At 73.3% G+C, this 16,263-nt stretch carries 16 protein-coding genes; 11 read left to right on the top strand and 5 right to left on the bottom strand.

The genetic code is table 11. From position 1 onward, the window contains the following. The first annotated feature begins 107 nt into the window (after positions 1-107). The 10 genes from CLT75_RS09375 to CLT75_RS09330 all read left to right on the top strand — a co-directional run bounded on the left by CLT75_RS09375 (position 108) and on the right by CLT75_RS09330 (position 10,877). The gene (locus tag CLT75_RS09375) at positions 108-608 is read left to right on the top strand and encodes a beta-ketoacyl synthase chain length factor (protein ID WP_135240429.1); all 501 of its coding nucleotides are present in this window, start codon (positions 108-110) and stop codon (positions 606-608) included. Beyond that, positions 605-2,224 carry a class I adenylate-forming enzyme family protein gene (locus CLT75_RS09370; RefSeq protein WP_135240428.1) on the top strand — a complete coding sequence of 540 codons (1,620 nt, stop codon included), beginning with the start codon at positions 605-607 and terminating at the stop codon, positions 2,222-2,224. The genes CLT75_RS09375 and CLT75_RS09370 overlap by 4 nt, the downstream gene beginning before the upstream one ends. Beyond that, positions 2,221-3,483, top strand: coding sequence for a beta-ketoacyl-[acyl-carrier-protein] synthase family protein (locus CLT75_RS09365; RefSeq protein WP_135240427.1), 1,263 nt, complete (start codon positions 2,221-2,223; stop codon positions 3,481-3,483). Before CLT75_RS09370 ends, CLT75_RS09365 begins: the two co-directional genes overlap by 4 nt. A gap of 60 nt (positions 3,484-3,543) precedes the next feature. Then, positions 3,544-4,644: a 4-hydroxyphenylpyruvate dioxygenase gene (gene hppD / locus CLT75_RS09360; protein ID WP_135240426.1), complete on the top strand. Its 1,101-nt coding sequence runs from the start codon at positions 3,544-3,546 to the stop codon at positions 4,642-4,644. 53 nt (positions 4,645-4,697) lie between these two features. Continuing rightward, complete coding sequence (locus CLT75_RS09355; protein WP_135243958.1) at positions 4,698-5,621, top strand: phytanoyl-CoA dioxygenase family protein; 924 nt, start codon at positions 4,698-4,700, stop codon at positions 5,619-5,621. A 2-nt stretch (positions 5,622-5,623) separates the two neighbouring features. After that, the gene (locus CLT75_RS09350; protein WP_013286631.1) at positions 5,624-6,421 is read left to right on the top strand and encodes a DUF3050 domain-containing protein; all 798 of its coding nucleotides are present in this window, start codon (positions 5,624-5,626) and stop codon (positions 6,419-6,421) included. Beyond that, positions 6,418-7,389 (top strand): thiamine pyrophosphate-dependent dehydrogenase E1 component subunit alpha, encoded by a 972-nt coding sequence (locus CLT75_RS09345; RefSeq protein ID WP_135240425.1) that lies wholly within the window; start codon positions 6,418-6,420, stop codon positions 7,387-7,389. The genes CLT75_RS09350 and CLT75_RS09345 overlap by 4 nt, the downstream gene beginning before the upstream one ends. Continuing rightward, positions 7,389-8,354, top strand: coding sequence for a transketolase C-terminal domain-containing protein (locus CLT75_RS09340; RefSeq protein WP_135240424.1), 966 nt, complete (start codon positions 7,389-7,391; stop codon positions 8,352-8,354). The genes CLT75_RS09345 and CLT75_RS09340 overlap by 1 nt, the downstream gene beginning before the upstream one ends. 3 nt (positions 8,355-8,357) lie before the next feature. Beyond that, positions 8,358-9,707, top strand: a complete 1,350-nt coding sequence (locus CLT75_RS09335) for a hypothetical protein (RefSeq protein WP_135240423.1) — start codon at positions 8,358-8,360, stop codon at positions 9,705-9,707. 276 nt (positions 9,708-9,983) lie between these two features. Beyond that, positions 9,984-10,877, top strand: coding sequence for an IS5 family transposase (locus CLT75_RS09330; protein WP_135240422.1), 894 nt, complete (start codon positions 9,984-9,986; stop codon positions 10,875-10,877). Between the two features lie 32 nt (positions 10,878-10,909). Here CLT75_RS09330 and CLT75_RS09325 read toward each other — a convergent pair whose 3' ends face one another. After that, positions 10,910-11,590 carry an SGNH/GDSL hydrolase family protein gene (locus CLT75_RS09325; protein ID WP_135240421.1) on the bottom strand — a complete coding sequence of 227 codons (681 nt, stop codon included), beginning with the start codon at positions 11,588-11,590 and terminating at the stop codon, positions 10,910-10,912. Positions 11,591-11,724: 134 nt separating this feature from the next. Here CLT75_RS09325 and CLT75_RS09320 point away from each other — a divergent pair, with 134 nt between their 5' ends. Next, positions 11,725-12,222, top strand: a complete 498-nt coding sequence (locus CLT75_RS09320) for an SLOG cluster 4 domain-containing protein (protein WP_167796895.1) — start codon at positions 11,725-11,727, stop codon at positions 12,220-12,222. Here the strand turns inward: CLT75_RS09320 and CLT75_RS09315 are convergent. The 4 genes from CLT75_RS09315 to CLT75_RS09300 are packed head-to-tail and all read right to left on the bottom strand — an operon-like array spanning position 12,179 to position 16,029. Further along, positions 12,179-12,811 carry an HAD family hydrolase gene (locus CLT75_RS09315; RefSeq protein ID WP_135240420.1) on the bottom strand — a complete coding sequence of 211 codons (633 nt, stop codon included), beginning with the start codon at positions 12,809-12,811 and terminating at the stop codon, positions 12,179-12,181. The two genes, CLT75_RS09320 and CLT75_RS09315, sit on opposite strands and share 44 nt — an antisense overlap. Then, positions 12,808-13,200, bottom strand: a complete 393-nt coding sequence (locus tag CLT75_RS09310) for an MmcQ/YjbR family DNA-binding protein (RefSeq protein ID WP_135240419.1) — start codon at positions 13,198-13,200, stop codon at positions 12,808-12,810. The genes CLT75_RS09315 and CLT75_RS09310 overlap by 4 nt, the downstream gene beginning before the upstream one ends. Positions 13,201-13,249: 49 nt before the next feature. Beyond that, positions 13,250-14,470, bottom strand: coding sequence for an MFS transporter (locus CLT75_RS09305; protein WP_135240418.1), 1,221 nt, complete (start codon positions 14,468-14,470; stop codon positions 13,250-13,252). After that, positions 14,467-16,029: an AMP-binding protein gene (locus CLT75_RS09300; protein ID WP_135240417.1), complete on the bottom strand. Its 1,563-nt coding sequence runs from the start codon at positions 16,027-16,029 to the stop codon at positions 14,467-14,469. Before CLT75_RS09300 ends, CLT75_RS09305 begins: the two co-directional genes overlap by 4 nt. Positions 16,030-16,263: the final 234 nt, after the last annotated feature.

Here is a 16,263-nt window from a genome sequence, read left to right as displayed (position 1 = left end):
CCCCCCACCCCCACCCCGGCTCCCCGCGATCTTGCACTTCCGGCCCCGGCGAATCGGGCACAACGCCCGCGCCCGGGGCGGCAACTGCAAGATCGCGCAACGGGGTCGTGGTGCTCGCGGAGGCGCGGTGGCCCGAGGCGGGGGACGAGGGCGCGGGGCCGGCGGGGGTGCCGGGGTTCGTGCACTCGCCGTTCCATCCGCTGGTGGCGGCGGTGGCGCAGCGGTGCCTCGCCCGGCGGTACGGCGACGGGCCGCTGCCGCCCGGCAACCGGACGGCCGTGGTGCTGGTCAGCGCGGGCGGGGACACCGCCGGCGCGGCGCACGTCCGCGCCACGGTGGCCGCGGGCGGGCGGATCGGGCCGCTGTTCTTCTTCCAGTCGGTGCCGAACAGCGTGGCCGGGCACGTCGCGGCGCGCTGGGGACTGGACGGGCCGGTGGTGTGCCTGAGCCCGACCGGCGACCCGCGGGCCGACGGGGAGGCGGAGGCGGACCTGCTGCTGTACGACGGCGACGCCGCACAGGCGTTGCTGATCCTGATCGAACTGGCACCGGACGGGACGCCGGGCGAGGCGACCGCGGTGCTGCTGGGGGAGGGAACACGTCAATGAGGACGAAGGGACTGCGCGGCGCGCTCGCGGCCGACGCGGAACTGGGCGCGGGCAACGTGCTCGCCCGGGTGCTGGCGCACGGCGCCGACCCGGACGGGCCGGGGCTCACGTTCGACACCGAGATCGACGGCCACCCGGCCGAGACCCCGCTGACCCTGGGCCGGCTCGACCGGATGGTCGCCACCCGGGCGGCCTGGCTGCACGAACGCGGGGTGAAACCCCGCGACCCGGTCGCCGTCTGGGCCGGTACGGCCGCCGACATGGTGCTGTCGTTCCTGGCGCTGGCCCGCCTCGGCGCCGTCCCGGCGCTGATGAACGGCAGGCTGCGCCCCGAGATCGCCGCCGAGTACATCCGCCGGCTGCGCGCCGCCGGGGTGCTCGCCGACGCCGCGCACGCCGAGGCGCTGGCCGGGCACGACCTTGGTGCGCCGATGCTCGGCGAGCCCGCGCAAGCCGGCACCGGCGACCCGGACGCGGCGCCCGCGCACTACCGGCACCACCCGGACGACCCGATCGTCATCACCCACACCTCCGGCACCACGGGCGTGCCGAAGGCGGTGCTGCACTCGCACGCAAGCCTGTTCGCCGCCACCCGCCACCTGCTGTCCATGCCGCAGGCGCAGGGCACCACACGCATCCTCAACGCGCTGCCCGCGCCGCACACCGCCACCGTGCTCATGGTCAACCAGGCGCTGGGCAACCGGGCGGAGATGTTCCTGCTCTCCGAGCAGGGCGGCGAGCGGGTGCTCGACGCGATCCAGCGGTGGCGCCCGGACGGCGTGTTCGGCTTCTCCGTCACCTGGGCCGAGCTGGCCCGCTTCGACCTGTCCGGCTACGACCTCGACTCGGTGCGGTTGTGGTTCAACACCGGCGACTGCTCGCACGAGCCGCACGTCCGGCGGCTGGTCGCTGTCGGCTCCCGCGACGTGGTGACCCGGGAGGGTGTGACCCGGGTGCCCGGGTCGGTGTTCATCGACGGGCTCGGCTCCAGCGAGATGGGCCACTCGATGTTCCACATCACCCACACCACCGACACGGACCGGTACGGCCGCTGCGTCGGCCGCCCGTACCGGTTCACCAAGGTCGCCGTGCTCGACGCCGACGGCAACGAACTGCCGGCCGGGCAGGTGGGCTGGCTCGGCATCGACTCGCCGTCGCTGTTCCGCGGCTACTGGAACGACTCGGTCACCACGTACCGGTTCCGGCTGCGCGGCTGGTACCTGACCGGCGACCTGGTGTACGCCGACGAGGACGGCCGCTACTACCACCTGGACCGGGCGGTCGACTCGGTCGAGGTCGGCGACGGGAAGCGGTTCTTCACCGCGCTGTCCGAGGAACGCATCCTCGCCGCCTGCCCCGACGTGACCGACTGCACAGTGGTGATCGTCAAGGCGGACGACGGCACGGTCACCACCGACGTGCTGCTGGAACTGGCCGCCGGCGCCGACCCGGACGCGGACCGCACCGAACGGATCCGTACCGCTCTCGGCCCGGACGTGGCAGCCACGCTGCGCCGGATCGTCCCGGTACGCGCCGACGACATCCCGGTCACCGTGACCGGCAAGGTCCGCAAGGTGGCGCTGCGCGAGCGCTACCTGACCGAGGTGCCGTCGTGACCGCCGTCATCACCGGCATGGGCCTGTTCACCCCGGCCGGGCGCGGCGTGGCGGACACGTTCGACGCGCTGCTCGCCGGCCGGTCCGGACTGCGCCGCCCGCCCGAGGGACACCCGGCGGCGGGCAGCCTGGAGGTGGCCGGGGTGCTGCCGGACATCGACCCGCGCAGCGTCGCCTCCGGACCGGAGACGAAGGTGCTCGACCGGGTGGTGCTGCTCGCCCTGATCACCGCCGCCGAGGCGCTCGCCGACGCCGGCATCGAGGTGGGCCGCGACGTCGACCCGGAGCGGATCGCGGTGATCGTCGGCGGTGTCGGCGGGATGTCCACGCTGGAGGGCCAGGTGCTGGCGCGGGCCGCCCGGGGCCGGGCGGCGGTCAGCCCGTACCTGCTCACCGGCATCCTGCCGAACATGCCGTCGGCGCGGATCGCCATCGCGCACGGCATCCGCGGCTACAGCTCGTCGGTCGGCACGGCCTGTGCGTCCGGCGCCCAGGCCGTCGCCGACGGGGTACGCCTCATCCGCGCCGGCGAGGCCGACGTGGTGGTGTGCGGGGCGAGCGAGGCGCCGCTGTTCGGCACGTTCGCCGACACGTTCGGCAACGCCCGGGCGCTGGCCCGGGGCTGGGACGAACCGACCGAGGCGAGCCGCCCGTTCGACAAGCGGCGCAACGGGTTCGTGCTGGCCGAGGGCGCGGCGCTGCTGGTGCTGGAGCGCGCCGGGCACGCCGACGGCCGGGGTGTGCGCGGCTACGCCGAGGTCGCCGGTTTCGGGGCGAACACCGACGCGTACCACCCGACCGCGCCTCGGCCGGACGGCGCCGGCGCGGCGGCGTGCATGCGCCGGGCCCTGGCGGCAGGCGGCGTCGAGCCCGCCGACGTCGGGTACGTCAACGCGCACGGCACCGGCACCAAGCTCGGTGACGTCGCCGAGACGATCGCGCTGGCCGCGGTGTTCGGCACCGGCGGTGTGCCGGTCAGCTCCACCAAGGCGCTCACCGGGCACCTGCTCGGCGCGTCAGGGGTGCTGGAGGCCGCCGCCACCGCGCTGGCGCTCGACAGTGGGCTGCTGCCACCCACCTACCACCTGGACGACCCGGACCCGGAGTGCGAGGCGGACCACGTCCGCGCCGTGCCCCGGCCCACCCGGGCCGGCCACGCGCTGACGAACTCGTTCGGGTTCGGCGGCCAGAACGTCAGTCTGCTCCTGCGCCGGCTCTCCGGGCCGGCCCGCCGGGCCGCCACCCCGGCCGCGGGCTGACCGGACTCCAATCCCGGGCGTCCGTCCGGGTCGCGATCACGGGGGGAACAGGGGAAGCCCATGACCATCAACGGGATAGATCATCTCGAACTGTACGTGGGGGACGCCCGGCAGGCGGCCTTCTACTTCGACAACGCCGTCGGTTTCCGGCTGTGCGGGCAGGGCGGTCCGGAGACCGGGTTGGACGGGCAGCGCTCGCTGCTGCTGGCCCAGGCCGGCATCCGGCTGCTGCTGACCACCGGGCTGTCCGCCGAGCACCCGGCGGCCACGTACGTGCACCGGCACGGCGACGGCATCGCCGTGGTGGCGCTCGCCGTCGACGACGCCGCCGGGGCGTACGCGGAACTGGTCGATCGGGGCGCGACGGCGCTGAGCCCGCCGCGCACCTTCACCGGCCCGGACGCCGAGGTGGTGGTGGCCGAGGTCGGCGGCTTCGGCGACGTGGTGCACCGCCTCGTCGAGCGGCGCGGCGACCCGGGTGTGTTCCTGCCCGGCGCGATCGAGCCGGTGCCCGCGCCGGACGGCACGGACACGCTGCTCGCCGAGGTGGACCACCTGGCGATCTGCGTGCCGCCGGGGCAGCTCGGCGAGACCGTCGCGCACTACGAGAAGGTGTTCGGCTTCGCCGACATCTTCACCGAGCACATCGAGGTCGCCGGTCAGGCGATGAACTCCAAGGTGGTGCAGAGCCCGTCCGGGACTGTCACGTTCGTGCTGCTGGAGCCGGACACCGGCGCCCGGCCGGGGCAGATCGAGGACTTCCTGCGCTGGCACGCCGGCGCCGGGGTGCAGCACCTGGGCCTGCGTACCGACGACATCGTCACCGCCGTCGGCGCGCTCGCCGGGCGCGGGGTGCGGTTCGCCAGCACGCCCGGCGCCTACTACGACGGGCTGGAGCAGCGGGTCGGCCGGCTGGACGCGCCGGTGGACCGGCTGCGCGAGCTGAGCATCCTGGTCGACTCCGACCACGACGGGCAACTGCTGCAGATCTTCACCGAGTCGATGCACGTGCGCCGCACGCTCTTCCTCGAACTCATCGAGCGGCGCGGGGCGCGCACCTTCGGCAGCGGCAACATCAAGGCGCTCTACGAAGCGAAGGAACGCGAGCTGGCCGCGGCGGGGGCGACCCCCGCTGTCGCGGCCGGAGGGGTTGGGGCATGAGTGAACGCACCGAGCGAAGCGAGGGCCGTGAGGCCATGCCGGGCCGGCTCGGCATGACCACCATCGATCCCGGGCTGACCGCCGAGGAGGAGGCGCTGCTGCCCTCCGACGAGGACGTCCGGCACTACGCCGAGCACGGCTGGTACCTGTCGAAGAAGCTGCTCACCGACGACGAGGTGGACGAACTCGTCGCCGCCACCGACAGCTACTACGCCGGGGAACGCGACCGCCGCCTGCCGGTACGCCCGCCGAAGCTGGCCTACTGGGAGCCCTCGAAGGGCGATGTGCAGCGGCACAACGACTACGTCCACCACGAGCACGACGGCATCGCCCGCATCCTGCGCAAGCCGCTGATCGGAGCGGTCGCCGCCCGGCTGGCCCGGGCCGCCGAGATCCGGATCTTCCAGTCCACGCTGATCTGGAAGCCGCCGATCGCCGGTGAGCCGTCGAACATCGTGCCCTGGCACTTCGACAAGCACTACTGGGCGTCCTCGTCGTCGGAGAACATGCTCACCGCGTTCATCCCGTTCCACGACTGCGGCGAGGAGATGGGCACCATCACCATGGTCGACGGCTCCCACCGCTGGCGGGAGATCGGCGCCGACGACACGGTGGTCCGGCACTTCGCCGACCGGGACCGCGACCAGCTCGAAGCCATGCTCGCCGAGAACGCGGCGTACAACGGCGCGCAGATCCGCAAGATCCCCATGGTGATCCCCAAGGGACACATGAGTTTCCACCACTGCCGCACCTACCACGGCAGCGGTGCGAACGTCAGCGGGCGGCCCCGCCGGGCCATCTCGCTGCACCTGCAGGACGGCGACAACGCCTGGCGGGAGTATCCGCTCTCCGACGGCACGCTCGCCGCGTACAACCACGACGTGCTGGTCCGCCGCACCCACGAGGGCCGGCCGGACTACGCGGACCCCGATTACTGCCCGGTCATCTGGCGCGACCGCGCCCAGCAGGGAGGCTGACAATGTCACGGTACGACTGGGGTAAGACGCACCCGGGCATCGAGCGGCTGGAGCGGGCGGTGACCGAGCGCCGCGACGTGGTGGTCAAGCACCCCCTCTACGCCAACCTCGACACCCACGACGCGCTCGTCACGTTCATGGAGCACCACGTCTTCGCCGTCTGGGACTTCATGTCCCTGCTGAAGTCGCTGCAGCGGCAGCTCACCTGCGTCACGGTGCCGTGGATCCCGACCGGCCCGACCGGCAGCCGCCGCCTCATCAACGACATCGTCATGGTCGAGGAGAGCGACGAACTCGGCGACGGCTACATCAGCCACTTCGAGCTGTACGTGCAGGGTATGACCGAGGCCGGCGCCGACACCACGGCCGTCAACAAGCTGGTCGACCTGCTGCGCGACGGCACCCCGGTCACCGAGGCGCTCGGCGCCGCCGGCGTCCCCGCGGCGTCCGCCGCGTTCGCCGGCACCACCTGGCGGATCATCGAGACCACCCCGGTGCACTGCCAGGCCGCGGCGTTCGCGTTCGGCCGCGAGGACCTCATCCCGGAGATGTTCACCCAGGTCGTCGCCGTCAACGAACGCAGCAACCGGCTGAACAAGTTCGTCGACTACCTGGAGCGGCACATCGAGGTCGACGGCGAGCAGCACACCCCGATGGCCATGCAGATGCTGGCCGACCTGTGCGGCGACGACGACACCAAGTGGCAGGAGTGCGCCGACACGGTGAACGCCGCGCTCGCCGCCCGCGCCCGCCTCTGGGACGACATCCTCGCCGCCGTCAAGGAGGGCCGTCCGGCGTGACCGGCTCCGACCCGCTCCGGCTCTACCGGACGGTCCGGCTGATCCGCCGCTTCGAGGAACGCGCGATCGAGCTGGTCCGCGCCGGGGAGATCGTCGGCGGCATCCACCCGTACCTCGGTCAGGAGGGGATCGCCGCCGGCGTCTGCGCGGCGCTGGGCGCCGAGGACCTGGTCACCGGCACCCACCGCGGGCACGGGCACGTGCTCGCAAAGGGCGCCGACCCGGCCCGGATGCTGGCCGAACTGTGCGGCCGGGTCACCGGGCTCAACCGGGGCCGGGGCGGGTCGATGCACGCCGCCGACTTCGGCGTCGGCGTCCTCGGCGCCAACGCCATCGTCGGAGCCGCCGGCGCGATCCTCACCGGAGCGGTGTGGGAGCGCCGGCGGCGCGGCGCCGACATCGTCGGCGCCACGTTCTTCGGCGACGGCGCGGTGAACGAGGGCATGCTCCTGGAGGCGTTCAACCTGGCCGCGCTCTGGCGGATACCGGTGCTGTTCGTCTGCGAGAACAACGGCTACGCCACCACCATGCCGGTCGACGGCGCGGTCGCCGGCACCATCGCCGGGCGGGCCGCCGCCTTCGGCATGCCGGCGGCCGTCGTCGACGGGCAGGACCCCGAGGCGGTACGCGAGGTCACCGCCGCCGCCGTCGCGCGGATGCGCGCCGACGGCGGCCCCGAGCTGGTCGAGGCCCGCACCTACCGCTTCGACGCCCACCACACCTTCGAACATCAGGTACGCCTCGACTACCGGCCGCCGGAGGAGGTGGCCGAGGGACGGTCCCGCGATCCGGTGGACATCGCCGGAGCACGACTCGATCCGGCGGTGCGGGCCGAGGTGGACGCCGCCGTCGAGGCGGAACTGGACGCCGCCGTCGACTTCGCGCTCGCCGGGCCGCACCCCGACCCGGCGACCGCCCTGGACCACCTGTACGCCAGCGGGCTCACCGCCCGGACCGGAGGTGGCTGATGCCCCGGCTCTCCTACCGCAGGGCGCTCACCCGGGCGCTCGCCGACGAGATGACCCGCGACGAGTCGGTCGTGGTGCTCGGCGAGGACATCCGGGTGGCCGCCGCGAACGTCACCACCGGCCTGCTGAAGAAGTTCGGCCCGGAACGGGTCCGCGACACACCCCTGTCCGAGCAGGCGTTCACCAGCTTCGCCACCGGCGCGGCGCTGGCCGGGGCCCGCCCGGTGGTGGAGTTCCAGATCCCGTCGCTGCTGTTCCTGGTCTTCGAGCAGATCGTCAACCACGCGCACAAGTTCCCGCTGATGACTGGCGGCCAGTGCGCGGTGCCGGTCACCTACGTGGTGCCCGGCTCCGGCTCCCGCACCGGCTGGGCCGGGCAGCACTCCGACCACCCGTACGCGTTGTTCGCCCACGTCGGGGTGACCACAGTCGTACCGGCCACCCCGGCCGACGCGTACGGGCTGCTGGTCTCCGCGATCCGCTGCGACGACCCGGTGGTGGTCTTCGCCCCGGCCGGCGCCCTCGACCTGCGCGCCGACGTGACCGACCCGGCGCCGGTGCCGCTGGGCCGCGGGATCGTCCGCCGCTCCGGCACCGACGTGACAGTGGTGGCGGTCGGGCACCTGGTGCACGACGCGCTCGCCGTCGCCGAAGGACTCGCCGGCCAGGCGTCGGTGGAGGTCTTCGACCCCCGCACGCTCTACCCGTTCGACTGGGACGGGCTGGTCGAGTCGGTGAGCCGCACCGGGCGGCTCGTCGTCGTCGACGACGGCAACCGCTCCTGCGGCATCGCCGGGGAGATCATCGCCACGGTGGTCGAGCGGGTCCGGCTGGCCGCGCCACCCCGCCGGGTCACCCGCCCCGACGGCGCGGTGCTGCCCTTCGCGCCAGCCCTCGACCGGGCCGTGCAACCCGGCCGCGACCAGCTCACCGCCGCCATCCAACTGACCCTCAAGGACGGATGAACGATGGACCCGAACTACACGTGGCCGCCGCTCGGCCAGGCGTGGACCGACCTGCCCGAGTCCACCCGTACCGCGATGGTGACCACCGGCGCCGAAGCGTGGGAGAAGATCTTCCACGGCCGGGCCACGTACAACAAGCAGTGGCGGCTGGCCCGCCCGCCCGTGTTCACCGCCGACGCGTTCCGCGAGCTGAACGAGGTCTGCGACCGCATCGCCCAGCTCATCCTCGAAGCCTGCCGGCGCCGCGCCCGCACCGCCGGTGAGCTGCGCCTGCTGCTCGACGTGCCGGACGGCGAGACCCGGCTGCTCGACCCGGACGAGGAACTGCACGAAGGGCTGCTCGCCGCGTACCGGCCGGACGTGCTGTTCTCCGGCGGCGTGCCCTGCATCGTCGAGTACAACATCGACAGCAGCCTCGGCGGCGGCTTCGACGCCGACACCGTGATCCAGCGGTACGCCGAGCTGTACCGTACCCACGACCTGCTCGACGGCGCCCGGCCCGCGCCGTCCCTGCTGGACCAGCGGTTCGTGGCCATCCGGGACACACTCGGCCTGCCCGACGGCGCCCGGGTGGCGCTGCTGATGGACTTCGACGCCGACTACCCGGGACTGGACGACCCGGAGACGTTCATCCGGATCCTGTCCCCGCTGATCGACCAGGCCCGCCCGTTCGGCATCGACCTGGTCATCGCCCCGGTCGCCACCGCCACGCTGGACGCGCAGAACCGGCTGGTCGTCGGCGGCGCCCCGGTGGACGCCCTGTTCCGGCTGTTCGTGCCCAACCGGGTCACGCCCAGCGCCGGGCTGGACGCGGTGGCCGGCGCGCTCGCCGCGGGCACACTGCCGATGTTCGTCAGCAGCGCCGCCTGGCTGCTCAGCAACAAGCTGAACTACGCCTGGCTCTGGGACGACCTGGACCTGCTGCCGGAGGACGACCGGACGCTGATCCGCCGGTACGTGCCGCACACCGTGGCGCTCACCGCCGACCAGCTCGACCGGGCGCTCACCGAACAGGCCGACCTGGTCGCCAAGCCGGCCGGTGGCTCGGCCGGGCACGGCGTGCTCATCGGCCGGGAGATGACAGCTGTGGCGTGGGCGGACGGGGTGCGCGCGGCGATCGCCGAGGGCGGCAACATCCTGCAGCGCTACCACGAGGCGGACCGGGTGGCGATGGACTTCGTGCAGATCGAGACCGGTGAGACGGTCACCGCCGACGTCCCGTACAGCCTCGCCCCGTACCTGTTCGACCGCACCGGGTCCGGCGCGCTCGCGCGGGTCGGCTACCCGGGTTGCGACGAGGTCCTCAACCTGGCGAGAGGCGTCCTCCTGACCGGCATCCTCCTAACCGACTGACCCCCTTCCACCCTCCCGCCTCCCGCCCCCGGCCCCACCCTCCACCCCGTTGATCAAGGAGTTAGCGGGGATAAAAGGGACGCTCGATGCCGTCAACTTCATGATCGTCGGGGCGAGCCGGGGTGGGGACCGGGCGGGGCCGAAATGGGGCCCGCTAAGGCGTGTTTCAGAAGTCGTAGTGGCCGGTGAAGGTCGCGGCGTGGCGGTGATCGACAACTGAAGAGGTCTCCGGTATCTGGTTCTGCGACCAAGCAAGAACTTCATACCGGAGACCTCGTGGCCACCTTAGCGGTGACGAGGCGGCACGACCTCACCGACGCTCAGTGGCAGCGGCTTGCTGCGCTGCTGCCTGCCGCGTCGGTGAAGGGCCGACCGCCGAAGTGGGAGAAACGGCAGCTCATCGACGGGATCAGGTGGCGGATCCGGATCGGGTCGCCCTGGCGTGACGTCCCGACCGAGTACGGCCCCTGGCAGACGGTCTACGGCCTGTTCCGTCGCTGGCAGCGCGACGGCACCTGGGACAAGATCCTGGCCGCGTCCCAGGCCGCCGGCGATGCGCAAGGCCGGATCACCTGGACGGTCAGCGTGGACTCGATGACCAGCCGTGCCCACCAGCACGCCGCTGGCGCCCGCACCGACGGCCACGCGCAGAAAGAGTCACCCGGCGGCGTGCACGACGAACCTGCCGATCACGCCCTCGGACGATCTCGCGGCGGTTTGACCACCAAGACGCATCTGGCCTGTGAGCAGGGACAGAAGGTCCTATCGATGGTGGTGACCGCCGGGCACCGTGGTGACAGCCCGCAGTTCATCCCGGTCCTGCGCCGTATCAAGGTGACCCGCCTTGGGGTGGGCCGGCCCCGCACCTGCCCCGACCTGGTCCTGGCCGACAAGGCCTACACCAGCCGCGGAAACCGCGCCTACCTGCGCAAGCGCGGAATCAAGGCGTGCATCCCGAGCAAGACCGACCAGGACGCCCACCGCAAAGCCAAGGGCAGCCGCGGCGGGCGCCCGCCGAAGTTCGACCGAGACCTGTACCGGATGCGACATGCCGTCGAGAACGGCATCGCTCGGCTCAAGCGCCACCGCGGCGTGGCCACCCGTTACGACAAGTTGGCCGTCCGGTTCCAGGCAAGCCTGACCATCGCCATCATCTGCGAGTGGCTCTGACCGGCTTATAAAACACGCCTTAGGGGAGGGGGTCAGGGGTGGGGGAGGTGGGTGGAGAGGACCTTCAGGGTTTCGGCGGTGGCTACCGCGTCGCTGCGGGCGCTGCCGTGGCGGCCGTCGCTGCTGTACAGCGACGGGTCGGCCACCAGCGGATGGTCGGTCAGGTGGACGTGCAGTGTGCCCAGGCGCTCGGCCACGCCCCGGGTGTGCCGCGACAGCCGGCGCATCCGCTCGCCCAGGCCCGCGCGCAGCGCGTCCGGCACCGCCGGGCTGTGCGACACGTCGAACATGCCCACAGTGATGACGTCCGCGCCCGCCTCCCGTAGTGCGGTGATCATGGCGGTCAGCTCGGCGTCGACCGCGTCCGGGTCGTAGGCGGACCGGAACGCGTCGTTGCCGCCGCACACCACCAGGGCCAGGTCCGGCTCGAAGGCCAACGCGTCGGCGAGCTGGGTGGCCCGGACCTCGTGCGCGCGCAGCCCGCGCCGGCCCAGGTTCAGGTAGGCCAGCTCCGGCCGGATCGCGCGCAGCTCGGCCGCGATCCGGTCGGCCCACTGGAGGTCCGGATAGCCGTCGGCCGGCTCGCACAGTCCTTCCGCGACGCTGTCACCCAGCACCACGAACCGGCGCCACGGGTGCCCGCGCAGCAGGTCGGCGGCCTCTCCCGGCCGCAGGCACCACGGGTCGGTCGCCTCGGTCAACGTCGATGGCATGCCCGGCAGGCTAGCCGAGCCACGTCAGCGGGAAAAGGGGCGCCACGGCGGCCAGCAGCACCGCGACAGTGGGGGAAGGGGCGGCGTGGCGGCGCGACAAGGACGGCAGCGGCGTCCGGAATGGAGGGGTGCGGATGCAGGTGGCGGTGTGCGGTCCGGAGGCGGCGACCGAGGACGATACGGCGGCCGCGTGGCGGGTGGGTGAACTGCTGGCCGAGCGTCGCGTCACGGTGCTCTGCGGTGGAGGCGGCGGGGTGATGGCCGCCGTCGCCGCGGGCGCACGGGCGCGCTCCGGCCTGGTGATCGGGATACGTCCCGGCGACGGCTCCGATCCCGGCGCGGCGGAGGTGTCCGCGAGCGTGGTGACGAACATGGGTCAGGCCCGCAACGCGATCCTGGTGTGGAGCGCGGACGCGGTGATCGCGATCGGCGGTTCCTGGGGGACGCTCAGCGAGGTGGCCCTCGGCATGCGGCGCGGCGGCATCCCGGTGGTGGTGCTGGGCGGGTGGCGGATCGTGGACGCCCACGGCGGCCCGGTGCCCGGCCCGGTGCACGCCGGTTCGCCGGAGGAGGCGGTGGCCGTCGCGCTCAGGGCAGCAGGGCCAGCAGCTCCCCGGGCCGGGACAGGCTGAGGTCGGCCGGTTCGCCGGGGTCGTACTGGTGGCCCCACGCGGCTGCCACCGCTACGGCGCCGCTGTGCCGGGCGGCGCGTACGTCCAGTGGTGAGTCACCCACGTACGCGGCGCGGCCGGGCGGCACGCCGAGGTGCCGGCAGGCCGCCTCCACGCCGTCGGGAGCCGGTTTCGGGCGGTCGACCTGGTCGCCGCCGAGGACGACCTGGAAGTGACCGAGCAGGCCCGCCCGGTCGAGCAGGATCTCGGCGGCCCGGTGGCTCGCGCCGGTGAACACGCCCACCGGCACCCGGGCGGCGATCGCGGCGAGCGCGTCCGCGACGCCGGGGTAGACGCGTACCCGCCCGGCGAGCGCATCCAGCTCGGCGTGATAGCGGTCCAGGTCGCCGCCGGAGGCCGGCCGCCGCAGCAGGTGCGTCAGCAGGTCCGCCGGGGAGCCGATCGAGTAGCCGGCGATGACCTCGGCGTCGGTGTACGACGGGCCGCCGCCGGCCCGCACCGCCGCCCGGTACGCCGCGGGCACGACCGCGTGCGACTCGACGAGCGTGCCGTCCATGTCGAAGACGATCGCCTCCACCGGGCCGGTCACGCGGTCTCCGCCCGGTGCGCGGTGGCGAGCCGCTTCGGGGCGCGCGCATACCACGCCTCGGTGACCAGCTCGGTCAGCTCGTCCACGCCGATCCGGTCGAGCCGGACCAGCACGGCCGGGTAGCCGTCGAAGTGCGGCGTGGTGAAGTAGACCGCCGGGTCGTCGGCGATCAGCGCCTCCTTGGCGCCCAGGTCGGGCACCCGCGCGCCGAGGATCGGGCCGTCCGGCGCGGCGTCGCCGAGCGACTCGAGTTCGCCGCGCCGCAGCGGCCGTTCCCAGACGAACGACTTGTCGCGGACGCGCCAGGCGGGCGCCTGGTCGAACGTGGGTCGCTCGGTGGTCTCCGGCAGCGCCAGCGCGATGCGCCGCACGTCGTCCCAGGTCGCCATGGCCCCGACCCTACCGCCGACCCCGACACCGTGGCCCGGACCGGCGGGCTCAGACCGGGGTGGGCGTGGCGGGTTCCGTGGCCGGACGGCGGGACGCGCGGTTCAGCAGCAGCGGTCCGACGGTCAGCACCAGGCAGACCACAGACATCACCAGCAGCGCCGGGGTCAGGTCGAGCAGCGCCACCGACCAGCCGCCGAGCAGCGCGCCGACGGGCAGGCCGAGGAACGCCACCGATCCGGAGATGCCCAGCACCCGGGTCTGGAGTTCGCCCGGCACCCGCTGGTAGAGGGCGGCGCCGAGCAGCGGGTTGACCGCCGCGATGCCGATGCCGGACAGGAACGTCACCACGAGCACCACGACCAGGTCGTCGCTGAGCGCCAGCGCGAGCAGCCGGGGTGCGCCGCTGAGCGTCAGCCCGAGCGCGAACGTCGTCCCGGCCGGCAGCCGGGTGCCGAACATCGTGAACAGCAGGTTGCCCAGCAGCGCGCCGGCCGAGAAGACGCCCAGCAGCAGACCGAATCCGGCCGGGTCGCCGAGCACCTGGTTGACCCAGAGCGGGATCCAGACCGCGACGCTGGCGTTGGCGAACATGTTCGACACCGAGACCACGATCAGCATGATCATCAGCGTCCGGTCGGTGCGCAGGTACGCGAAGCCGCCGCGCAGCGCCCGCAGGTAGGGCTCCCGGGGCGCCGGTTGCGCCGGTGCCGGTGGCCGGACCAGGACGCCGATCAGCAGCGCGCAGACCGCGAACGTGGCCGCGTCGATCCAGATCGCGCGGGTCAGCCCGACCCAGTCGATGAGCAGGCCGCCGAGCACCGCGCCGAACAGCGTCATGCCCCGGGCCAGGCCGTCGTAGGCGCTGGTGAGCCGGATCAGCGGCACCCCGGCCCGCTCGGCCGCCGGTTTGAACAGCACGTGCTTGACCCGGTCGCCGATGCCGCGCAGCCCGCCGGCGATCGCCACCAGCACCAGCAGCGTGCCGAAGCCGAGCCAGGGCGCCAGCGCCACCACGGCCATCGCGACGGCGCTCGCCGCGTCCACGAACACCGAGGTACGGCGTACCCCGAACCGGTCCGCCCACGGGGTCGCCAGCGCGCTGGAGAGCATGTACGGAAGCGTCTCCGCCGCCGCGACGAGCCCCATCTTGGTGGGACTGCCGGTGGTCTCCAGCACCAGCCAGGGGATGGCGACCACCGAGATCCGGGTGCCGAGGTTGGACAGCAGGTCGGCGCCGACCAGGGTGTACAACTCCCGGCGCGGGTTCACGCCGGACTGCCGATCGGGTCGGCGCCGGCCGGGTGGGCCGCCGCGTACCGGGCCCGCAAGGCGCGCTTGTCCACCTTCGCGGACCGGTTCAGCGGCAGCGCGTCGACGAACTCGACAGCGCCGGGCGCCCACGTCTCGCTCAGTTCCCGGACCACGAGCGCGATCAGCTCGTCGCCGGTCACCGACGCGTCCGGCGCGGGCACCACGTACGCGTGCGGCAGTTCCCCGGCCACCGGGTCGGGTACGCCGATGACGGCGGCGGCGCGTACCTCGGGGTGGCCGGCGAGCACGTCCTCGATCGGGCGGGAGTAGATCGGCCAGCTGCGCTGCCGGGTGAGGATGCGGTCCTGTAACCGGTCGACCAGGTAGAGGTAGCCGTCGGCGTCGAGGTGCCCGATGTCGCGGGTGCGGACCCAGCCGTCGACGAGCGTGTCAGCGGTCAACTCCGGCCGGCCGTGGTAGCCGGCGAAGCTCAGCTTGGTGCGTACCCAGACCTCGCCGTCCTCACCGGCCGGCAGCACCCGCCCGTCGGCGTCGCGGATCTGGACCGTCACGTCGCCGTACGGACGGCCGCAGGACCGCAGCCGCTCCGGGTGCTCCGGGTCCTCGGTGAGCCCCGGCAGCGCGCAGATGACCACCGCCTCGCTGAGTCCGTACACGATGCGCAGGCACGGGCCGAAGCGGGCGATGGCCTGGCGCAGCCGGGCCGGCGCGGCGGGCCCGGCGCCCACGTTGAACATGAACATGGCGGAGAAGTCGGCGCCCGGCAGGTCGGGGTGGTCGAGCACCTCGTAGAGCATCGGCGGGGTGACGAACGTGGAGGTGAGCCGCTCGGCGTCCACGGTGGCGATGAACGCGGCCGGGTCCCACTGCTCGCGCAGGAACAGCACGCCGCCGGTGAACAGGTTGAACAGTGTGGTGATCTGGCCGCTGGCCAGCCACATCGGGGAGTGCGACAGGTGCCGCAGCAGCGGGAACCCGGCGCCCCGGAAGTCGGCGGCCAGGGCGAGCACCTGCCGGTAGAAGCTCTCCCGGTGGTGCACCAGCTTCGGCGTGCCGGTGGTGCCGCTGGTCTGCAGGAACGACTCCGGCGCGGGCACCCCGGCGGGCGGCTCCGCGACCGGCCCGGCGGCCTGGGCGGTCAGGTCCGGTCCGGCGCCGCCGGGACCGAGGCAGAGCACCGGTACGCCGGACAGGCCCGCCGCGATCTCCACCGCCTGCGCGTCCCGCGGGTCGTGGACGAACGCCTCCGGCGCGGACAGCGCGACGAACTCGTCGACCTCCCGCCGCGAGGTCACCGGGGCGACCCACATGCTCCGGCAGCCGAGCAGGTGCAGGGCCAGTTGCAGCAGCGGCCCCTCGACCGTGTTGCCGAGCATCACCAGCACCGCGGCGCCGGGGCGTACCCCGTGGTGGTGCAACGCGGCGGCCAGGCCGCGCACCTCGGCGGCGACCTGGGGGTAGGTGAGGCGGCGTCCGCCGCCGACGAGCGCCTCCCGGTCGCCGAACCCGGCGAACAGCTCCAGCGCCTCGTGCACATAGTTCGGCCGGTCGGTCATCGGGCAGCCCCCATCATGGTCCGCGAGCGGCGTCCGGCCAGGTCAGGGCCGGGACAAGACGGCAGGTGCCAGGGTCGGCGACCGCACCGCCGCCAGCCCCGAGCCTAGGCAGCCGCGGTCCACGGCGGACAGAGCCGATCGTCGCTGCGTCCCGTCCCGCGGGCATTTGATCATGTCGATCAGGTTGATTGACGCTCGTCACAGCCGGAAGCTAGTTTCCGGTCCATCGCCCGG

Source organism: Micromonospora sp. CNZ285, from assembly GCF_004637285.1.
The sequence above is the reverse complement of the archived record's forward strand: the minus strand, read 5'-3'. Positions and strand labels throughout refer to the sequence as shown.

What these genes read in the sequence shown, in the direction of transcription:
- CLT75_RS09310 (WP_135240419.1), bottom strand. Translation starts at nt 13,200, where the DNA reads ATGGCGACCTGGGACGACGTGCGGCGCATCGCGCTGGCGCTGCCGGAG.
- CLT75_RS09355 (WP_135243958.1), top strand. Translation starts at nt 4,698, where the DNA reads ATGACCACCATCGATCCCGGGCTGACCGCCGAGGAGGAGGCGCTGCTG.
- CLT75_RS09340 (WP_135240424.1), top strand. Translation starts at nt 7,389, where the DNA reads ATGCCCCGGCTCTCCTACCGCAGGGCGCTCACCCGGGCGCTCGCCGAC.
- CLT75_RS09320 (WP_167796895.1), top strand. Translation starts at nt 11,725, where the DNA reads ATGCAGGTGGCGGTGTGCGGTCCGGAGGCGGCGACCGAGGACGATACG.
- CLT75_RS09335 (WP_135240423.1), top strand. Translation starts at nt 8,358, where the DNA reads ATGGACCCGAACTACACGTGGCCGCCGCTCGGCCAGGCGTGGACCGAC.
- CLT75_RS09370 (WP_135240428.1), top strand. Translation starts at nt 605, where the DNA reads ATGAGGACGAAGGGACTGCGCGGCGCGCTCGCGGCCGACGCGGAACTG.
- CLT75_RS09350 (WP_013286631.1), top strand. Translation starts at nt 5,624, where the DNA reads ATGTCACGGTACGACTGGGGTAAGACGCACCCGGGCATCGAGCGGCTG.
- hppD (WP_135240426.1), top strand. Translation starts at nt 3,544, where the DNA reads ATGACCATCAACGGGATAGATCATCTCGAACTGTACGTGGGGGACGCC.
- CLT75_RS09325 (WP_135240421.1), bottom strand. Translation starts at nt 11,590, where the DNA reads ATGCCATCGACGTTGACCGAGGCGACCGACCCGTGGTGCCTGCGGCCG.
- CLT75_RS09300 (WP_135240417.1), bottom strand. Translation starts at nt 16,029, where the DNA reads ATGACCGACCGGCCGAACTATGTGCACGAGGCGCTGGAGCTGTTCGCC.